Raw genomic sequence first — 8,620 nt, forward strand, 5'->3', positions numbered from 1 at the left:
TCGGAAAGGAGATAATCAATGACGGAAGAATTTATCAATCATCGTGAAGTTCAATCGATTAGTTTGCCGGATGAAATGCGAACCTCCTTCCTCGATTATGCAATGAGTGTCATTGTTTCACGGGCCTTACCTGATGTACGTGATGGCTTGAAGCCTGTGCAACGTCGTATTTTATACGGAATGAATGAAATTGGTGTCACGCCGGATAAACCTTATAAGAAATCAGCTCGGATTGTCGGAGATGTGATGGGGAAATATCATCCACATGGGGATAGTGCAATCTATGATGCAATGGTACGAATGGCACAACCGTTTAGTTATCGTGAAATGTTAGTAGACGGACACGGTAACTTTGGTTCAGTCGATGGTGACGGTGCAGCGGCAATGCGTTATACCGAAGCACGTATGTCACGAATTGCGCTTGAAATGTTACGAGATATCAATAAAGATACGATTGATTTTATGGATAACTATTCGCAAGAAGAACGTGAACCGGTTGTTTTACCTGCACGCTTTCCAAATTTATTAGTAAATGGTGCTGCTGGAATTGCGGTCGGTATGGCTACAAATATTCCACCTCATAATCTGTCTGAAGTCATCGATGGCGTGATTGCTTTAATTCATAATCCTGAAATTACGGTGGAAGAATTGATGGAATACATTCCAGGCCCAGATTTTCCAACTGGCGGGATTGTTATGGGTAAAGCAGGGATCCGGAAAGCTTATGCGACAGGACGTGGACGTATTTATGTTCGTGCAAAAGTTGATATTGAACCGATGAGAGGCGAAAAAGAGCGAATTGTTGTGACAGAAATTCCGTATGGTGTCAATAAAGCCAAACTTGTAAAACGGATTGCAGAATTAGCTCGTGAACAAAAAATTGAAGGAATTACCTATTGTAACGATGAATCCGGTCGAGAAGGTACTCGAATCGTGATTGAAGTTCATCGAGATGTATCAGCCAATGTAGTTTTAAATAATTTATTTAAATATACAGCAATGCAAGTTACTTTTGGCTTCAATATGTTGGCAATTGATCATGGGGTTCCTAAGATTTTAAGTTTAAAAGAAATTTTAGAAAAATATATTGCGCATCAAGTCAATGTTATTCGTCGTCGAACAGAATTTGATAAGCGTAAAGCAGAAAATCGAGCACATATTCTTGAAGGTTTATTAATTGCACTGGACCATATTGATGAGATTATTCATATTATTCGTTCATCTCATGATGGAGATACTGCCAAAGATAAATTAATCAGTCAATATCATTTGACCGAAGTACAAGCACAAGCCATTCTTGACATGCGATTAGTTCGATTAACAGGTTTAGAACGTGAGAAAATCGAAAAAGAACATCGAGATTTAATAGAATTAATCGAACGATTGACTGAAATACTTGGCAGTGAGCAGCGAATCTTAGAAATTATCGAAGATGAGTTACAAGAGTTAAATTCTCGCTTCGTTGATGCGCGACGTACGGAGCTTCAAGTCGGTGAATTAACTGACATTGAAGATGAAGATTTAATCCCTGAGAGTAAAGTCTTGATTGCTTTGACGAACAACGGCTATGTTAAACGAATGGATCAAGATGAGTTCCAAGTTCAACGTCGCGGTGGCCGAGGTGTCCGTGGAATGGGATTAGGGGAAGACGATAATATTCAGACATTAATCTCTTGTTCGACTCACGATACTCTACTCTATTTCACAAATACAGGACGGGTCTTTCGAACCAAAGGCTATGATGTCCCTGAATATGGTCGTCAAGCTCGAGGATTACCAATTGTTAACTTCTTAAGTCTTGATAGTGGTGAATCGATCAAGGAAGTGATTGCGATTGAATCACGTCGAGAAGAACAAGGTGTGTCAGATGGCTACTTATTCTTTGTAACCCAATCTGGAACGGTTAAAAAATCCAATATTAGTGATTACTTTAATATTCGTCAAAATGGCTTGATTGCTCTTAACTTGAAAGAAGATGATGAAGTAGTCAATGTATTTGAAACAGATGGTGACCAAGCAATCATTATTGGAACGCGTCATGGTTACGCGATGGCTTTCCATGAAGAAAATGTTCGTCCGATGGGCCGAACAGCTACTGGTGTTCGAGGCATTCGTCTTCGAAAAGATGACTATGTTGTCGCAGCGGATGTATTCAACGCTGGGGAAGAAATTCTAGTGGTGACTGAAAATGGTTATGGTAAGCGAACTGCCGTAGAAGAATATAGTTTGAAAAATCGTGGTGGACTCGGTGTTCAGACTGTTCGTTTAAGTGAGAAGAGTGGGTACTTAACGGGTCTAGTTTCCACCGATGGTAGTGAGGATATTATGATTATGACGGATACAGGTGTTGTGATTCGCTTTGATATCAATGACATATCCCAAACGTCACGTGTTACCCTCGGTGTTCGAATGATTCGACTAGATGAAGGCGCGAAAGTAAGCTCATTAACTGCCATTTCTTCGGTTGAAGATGAGGATGAATCGCAATAAGATGATGAATAAGTATTAGTATATTTATAACTTAGATATAATAGAATAAATTTAAAACGCATCGCTGAGTATGTTGGCGATGCGTTTTTGCAATTATGAACGAATAACATTGAATTGCAGTGTTTGTTCGAAGTGGTCCAGCGCCCATTTGTGCCCTATTTGATTGAAACTCGTGACACCTGCTTCTGGAATTGTCACATTATAACCTAAGTTATAAGCATCTACAGAAGTGTGTAAGATACAAATATCGGTGACGACCCCAACTAACCAAATTTCCGTAATATTCCGTTCTCTTAATCGAATATCGAGTTCTGTGCCGGCAAAAGCAGAGTATCTACGTTTATCCGACCAAAAGACATTCGGTTGCTCTTTATTATCTTGATATACTCGACCTACTTCGCCGTAGAGCTCGCGCCCCCATGTTCCTTGGATATTATGAGGTGGGAAAGCTTTGCTCTCAGGATGATATGTGTCATCAAGTACATGTAAATCATTGATAAATGCTACAAAATCTCCCTGTTTAATAAAATCCCCAGCTAAATCAGCAATATAAGTATCAAGTGCTTGAGCAGGTTCACCCGCTGTTAAAGCACCTTCTGAACTGACAAAGTCGTTTGAATAATCGACAATAATTAGACCTCGCATTGTGTTACCTCATTTCGTAATCATTTAGTACAATTATATCATGTAAAAGTTTTTAGAGGGCAATAAATTAGCTTTTTTTTACTATGAAAATTAGCTTTAAAATGCACTTGCTTAAAGTGCTTCTGTCTTGTATAATTAATTGATGTGAGTATTATCAAAATAATACTCTCCTTGCTCTATTCAATAGAGCCATTAGACCATAAGGAGGTGCAAGTGATGAGCCAATCAACAAAGTATGAAATCATATATATTATCCGTCCTGATTTAAACGACGATGAAAAGAAAGAGTTAGTTGAACGTTTTGACGGTATTTTAACTGACAACGGTACAACAATCGAAGAATCAGCTGATTGGGGTAAACGTCGCTTAGCATATGAAATTAATGATTACCGTGAAGGTGTATATCATTTAATTCATGCTACAGCAAACGATTCTCGTGGAATCGATGAATTCGACCGTTTAGCTCGTATCAATCGCGGTATCTTACGTCATTTAATTACACGCGTTGAAGAATAATGTTTCACGTGAAACACTAGGAGGGTAATCTAATGAATTCTGTTCAATTAGTCGGCCGATTAACGAGAGAGGTAGATTTAAAATTTACTCAATCAGGCATAGCAATGGGAACATTTACATTAGCAGTCAATCGTAACTTCACGAACCAACAAGGTGAACGCGAAGCAGACTTTATTAATTGTGTCATTTGGCGCAAGTCAGCTGAAAATTTTGCGAATTTCACTCGCAAAGGTTCACAAGTCGGTGTTGAAGGACGAATTCAAACGCGTAATTATGAGAATCAGCAAGGACAACGTGTTTATGTTACCGAAGTTGTAGTGGAACAGTTCCACTTATTAGAACCAAAATCTGTGACTGAACAACGTCCTCGTGGAGAGTCTCAAAATAATTCTTATAATCAAAATCAAAATTTTAACTCATCTTATCAAAATAATTACGGTAACTCATCCAATCAATTCAATGCAAACAATAATGCATCGAATTCAAATCAATATAATCCTTCATTTGATCAATCACCATTCAGTGGATATGATCAAGGTGAAGCCATTGATATTTCTGAAGATGATTTACCATTTTAATAAGAAGTTCGTTTAAATATTTAAGGAGGAATTCACATGGCACAACGTCGTGGTGGAAGACGCAGAAGAAAAGTATGTTATTTCTGTGCTAATAAAATTGACCATGTTGACTATAAAAATGTTGAGCTATTGAACCGTTTCGTATCTGAAAAAGGTAAAATCTTACCTCGTCGCGTTACGGGAACATGTGCAAAACATCAACGTACATTAACTACAGCAATTAAACGTGCACGTATGATTGCATTATTACCATTTGTAGTTCAAGACTAATTAGAATGAAAGAGCTAACCTCAGTGTTAGTTCTTTTTTGTTTCACGTGAAACATTATACCAATCATGGCTAAACATTGAATTATATGATAAAATAAGCGATATACATTGAAGGAAAGAGGTGAAGTATGTTAGATAAGGATCGTATTAAACAATTTATGAAATTATTTCATTCTTTAGAGATTGGTTGGCAAGTTTATAGTATAACGATAATTTATTTACTAATCACATTCGCGGCACTATTTCTTCGCTGGCAAATTGGTCTCATGCTTCTATTCTTACTAATTATTACATTTTTTGTTTTATACTTTAACTATGAGAATATTATTCGTAATTTAAATTTAATTGCGAATCAACTTTCAACCGATGTTAAAAATGCCCAGGAAGATTCAATTTATCGTGCGCCGATAGGTGTCCTACTTTATAATCCCTCGGATCACCGAATCAAATGGATTAATCCAATGATGCAACATATGTTAGGGGATAAAGATTTGGTGGGCACGGTTATGGATGAAATTGATGAAAAATTTGTCGACTTATTATCTGGAGATGACAAGCAATGGCAAATTATGAATTATCGTAATCATTCCTATAAAGTACTTCATCAAAAAGAGTCGAATGCACTCTATTTAATGGATGTGACAGAGGAAGTAGATATTCGTAATTTAAGAAAAATAGACCGGACAGTATTTGGTTATCTTTTCCTAGATGACTACAATGAAATTGTTGAATCAATGGATGATAAGCAGTCGACAACGTTTGACTCAGAGGTTATTACGGATATAAATTATTGGGCTAAAGAATATGGTATATATATGAAGCGAATTGATGATGAAAAATTCATTCTTCTCCTTAACCAATATGTTTTAGAACAACTAGAGAAAGACCGTTTCAAATACTACGATACACTGCGTGAGAAGTATTTAACACGTAATACTCCACTTTCATTTAGTATCGGAATTGCTTACCCCGAAGAAGATATGTATTCAATTGATGAATTAGCCATCCAGGCGCAAGCAAATTTAGATTTAGCGCTAGGACGCGGGGGCGATCAAGTCGTAGTCCGGTCGAAAAGCGAGCGTGCACGTTTCTATGGTGGTAAAACAGATCAAAGTCAGAAACGAACCAATATCCGTTCAAGATTAGTCTACCAAGGGTTAAAAACATCGATTACTCATGCGGATAATATTATTATCGGTGGGCATCGAACTCCTGACTTAGATTCAATTGGTTCAGCATTGGGACTATATCGAATTTGTAAAATCTTAAAGAAACCGACTTATATTGTCGTTAATGAAGAAGATTTTAATAAAGACGTTCGAAAATTACTTGAGATGGAGCAAGCGGCAGGACTATGGGATGCTGAAATATTAGTCGATATTGACCATGCTAAACAAGTCGCAACAAAAAATTCATTAGTTGTAATGGTTGACCATCATCGCCCAAGCTTAAGTGAAGTCGAGCCGTTGATTGGTAAATATGATACGGTGATTATTGACCATCACCGTCGTGGTGAAGAATTTCCAGAAGGACCGGTACTCACTTATATTGAACCGTACGCATCATCAACAAGTGAGATGATTACGGAATTCTTTATTAATATGCGTAATACGACGGAATCATTGAATGAATTTGAAGCAACGGCATTATTAGCGGGTGTAATTGTAGATACGAATAACTTTACCAATCGAACAGGGTCAAGAACTTTTGATGTGGCAAGTTATTTAAAATCACGTGGTGCCGATTCTGGACAAATTCAACGGATTATGCGAGAAAATCTAGCTCATATGCTGCAACGTAGTGAAATGTTGGAAAAAACTCAAATGATTGAAGGAAAATATGCGGTTATCGTGGCGGATAATGATATTATTATTGATAATGTTACTGCGGCTCAATCAGCAGATTTCCTTCTTGAAGTGGAAGATGTTGAAGCTTCCTTTGTTATCTACCGACGTACAGAAAATACTGTAGGTATTAGTGCGCGAAGTCTCGGTGAAGAAAATGTTCAAACAATTATGGAACGTCTCGGTGGCGGCGGTCATTTATCCAATGCGGCTACCCAAATCGAAGGTGTAACAACACAAGAAGCGTACAACCAGTTGTTTGACCAGTTAATTGATCAATCTCAAGGAGGTTAGAAAATGAAAGTTATTTTATTACAAGATGTACGTAAGCAAGGTAAAAAAGGCGATGTAATTGAAGTAAGTCCAGGTTATGGTCGTAATTATTTAATTAAAAATAATTTAGCTAAAGAAGCGGACGCAGGCGCCTTAAATAAGCTAAAATCTCAACAAAAAGCGAATGCACGTAAAGCAGAAGAGGAACACCAAGAAGCATTACAAGTACAAAAAGAAATTAATCGTGAAGAATGTGTTGTTACGATTCCGGTTAAGATTGGTGAAGAAGGTCGGGTCTTCGGAACGATTACTTCAAAGCAAATTGCAGAGGAGCTTGAAAAACAACAGAATATTCAAGTTGATCGCCGTAAAATTCAATTAGATGAGAATTTGGCTGCTGTAGGTGATTACCAAGTACCAATCAAATTGCATCCAGAAGTTACTGCAGAAATTAAAGTTCGCGTTATCGAAGAGTAATTATTAGATTTTGAGTAGGACTGAGTTCCTACTCTTTTTTATACAAAATGATGTATAATAAGATAGAATATTAAAAGAGGTGAACCGATGGAAAACCTAGAATCAATGAATTATCAATTGCCTAATAGTATTGAAGCTGAAAAAGCCGTGCTCGGTTCATTAATGTTGGATTCAGTACAAGTTGGGACGATTCAATCAATTATAACGGATGATGATTTTTATTTAGAGAAGCATCGTAAGATATTCCAAGCGATGGAGCAATTATTTGATCAAGAACGGACGATTGATGTCGTAACTTTGATTGATCTTTTGAGGTCTGTCAATGAGTTAGATAATGTAGGTGGCGAAGAATATATTATAGAATTATGGGAAGAGACGCCATCCGCCGCTAATGCAGATAACTATGCGCAAATTATTAGTGATAAAGCGCAACTACGTCGTTTATTCCATGCAGCCGATAAGGTCCGTAAAGCTGCGATGCAAGAAGGCGATACGGTAAATAATATTATTGATGAAAGTGAACGATTAATCCTTTCTGTCGGAGAGAACAATCAAAATGATAAACTTCGCTCGATTCGTCCACTCATTTCTGAAGCGTTTGAACGCGTCGAAGAACTATCGAAGCTAAAAAAAGAAGTGGTTGGATTGCCAACGGGCTATGTTCAATTGGATAAGTTAACAACGGGATTTCATCCTGATCAACTCATTATCATTGCCGCTCGCCCTTCTGTGGGTAAAACAGCATTTGCCTTAAATATTGCACAAAATGTGGCTACCAAACAGAAAGTCCCAGTTGCTATCTTCTCGCTCGAGATGGGTGCCTTGGACTTAGTAAATCGAATTATTTGTGCAGAAGGTAATATTGATGCGACGAACTTACGAACGGGACAGTTAACGGATAGTGAATGGGATAGTTTTGCCCTTGCTACCAATGTGTTAGCCGATGCACCAATCTATATTGATGATTCACCTGGGATAAAAGTATCTGAAATTCGTGCAAAGTGTCGACGTTTGAAGCAAGAAAGGGCCGATTTAGGTCTAATTGTAATTGACTACTTGCAATTAATCGATGGAAGTGGTCGAACTGAAAACCGTCAACAAGAAGTTTCTGAAATCTCTCGTCAGTTGAAAAAATTGGCGAAAGAATTAGCAGTTCCTGTGATTGCGCTAAGTCAGCTATCGCGTGGCGTTGAACATCGACAAAATAAACGACCAATGTTAGCGGATATTCGTGAATCCGGATCGATTGAGCAAGATGCTGATATTGTAGCATTTCTCTACCGGGAAGATTACCATCAACAAGATGAAGACGAAGAGTCAGCGCCATCGATTGGAGATATGCCGAATAATACGATTGAAGTTATTATCGCCAAGAACCGTGCAGGAGCGCGCGATACGGTGAAGTTATTATTCAAAAAAGAATATAATAAGTTCTCGTCATTAGTTCCATTTGACGAGTCTCAAATCCCCCCTGTCTAATAAATGTTTCACGTGAAACAAAAACCCTCACATTACAAAATGTGAGGTT

At 37.8% G+C, this 8,620-nt stretch carries 8 protein-coding genes; 7 read left to right on the plus strand and 1 reads right to left on the minus strand.

The annotated features are described in order from the left end of the window. Nucleotides 1-18 precede the first annotated feature (18 nt). The gene (gene gyrA / locus HMPREF9707_RS04695) at nucleotides 19-2,490 is read left to right on the plus strand and encodes a DNA gyrase subunit A (protein ID WP_006701544.1); all 2,472 of its coding nucleotides are present in this window, start codon (nucleotides 19-21) and stop codon (nucleotides 2,488-2,490) included. A gap of 93 nt (nucleotides 2,491-2,583) precedes the next feature. On the opposite strand, the gene HMPREF9707_RS04700 is transcribed toward gyrA, so the two are convergent. Continuing rightward, entirely contained in the window at nucleotides 2,584-3,135 is a 552-nt protein-coding gene (locus tag HMPREF9707_RS04700) for a cysteine hydrolase family protein (RefSeq protein ID WP_006701545.1), read from the minus strand. 216 nt (nucleotides 3,136-3,351) lie between these two features. On the opposite strand from HMPREF9707_RS04700, the gene rpsF reads away from it, so the two are divergent. The 6 genes from rpsF to dnaB all read left to right on the plus strand — a co-directional run bounded on the left by rpsF (nucleotide 3,352) and on the right by dnaB (nucleotide 8,571). Next, nucleotides 3,352-3,651 carry a 30S ribosomal protein S6 gene (gene rpsF / locus HMPREF9707_RS04705; protein ID WP_006701546.1) on the plus strand — a complete coding sequence of 100 codons (300 nt, stop codon included), beginning with the start codon at nucleotides 3,352-3,354 and terminating at the stop codon, nucleotides 3,649-3,651. 32 nt (nucleotides 3,652-3,683) lie between these two features. Further along, a complete protein-coding gene (gene ssb / locus HMPREF9707_RS04710) occupies nucleotides 3,684-4,229 on the plus strand; it encodes a single-stranded DNA-binding protein (RefSeq protein WP_006701547.1) in 546 nt (181 codons plus the stop codon). A 36-nt stretch (nucleotides 4,230-4,265) separates the two neighbouring features. Further along, nucleotides 4,266-4,499 carry a 30S ribosomal protein S18 gene (gene rpsR / locus HMPREF9707_RS04715; protein WP_006701548.1) on the plus strand — a complete coding sequence of 78 codons (234 nt, stop codon included), beginning with the start codon at nucleotides 4,266-4,268 and terminating at the stop codon, nucleotides 4,497-4,499. Nucleotides 4,500-4,626: 127 nt separating this feature from the next. Further along, on the plus strand, nucleotides 4,627-6,636 hold the full coding sequence (locus tag HMPREF9707_RS04720) for a DHH family phosphoesterase (RefSeq protein WP_006701549.1): 2,010 nt from the start codon (nucleotides 4,627-4,629) through the stop codon (nucleotides 6,634-6,636). Nucleotides 6,637-6,639: 3 nt separating this feature from the next. Next, entirely contained in the window at nucleotides 6,640-7,092 is a 453-nt protein-coding gene (gene rplI, locus HMPREF9707_RS04725; protein WP_006701550.1) for a 50S ribosomal protein L9, read from the plus strand. A gap of 87 nt (nucleotides 7,093-7,179) precedes the next feature. Next, a complete protein-coding gene (gene dnaB, locus HMPREF9707_RS04730; RefSeq protein ID WP_006701551.1) occupies nucleotides 7,180-8,571 on the plus strand; it encodes a replicative DNA helicase in 1,392 nt (463 codons plus the stop codon). The last annotated feature ends 49 nt before the right edge of the window (nucleotides 8,572-8,620 follow it).

The organism is Falseniella ignava CCUG 37419, assembly GCF_000301055.1.
Classification (GTDB): domain Bacteria; phylum Bacillota; class Bacilli; order Lactobacillales; family Aerococcaceae; genus Falseniella; species Falseniella ignava.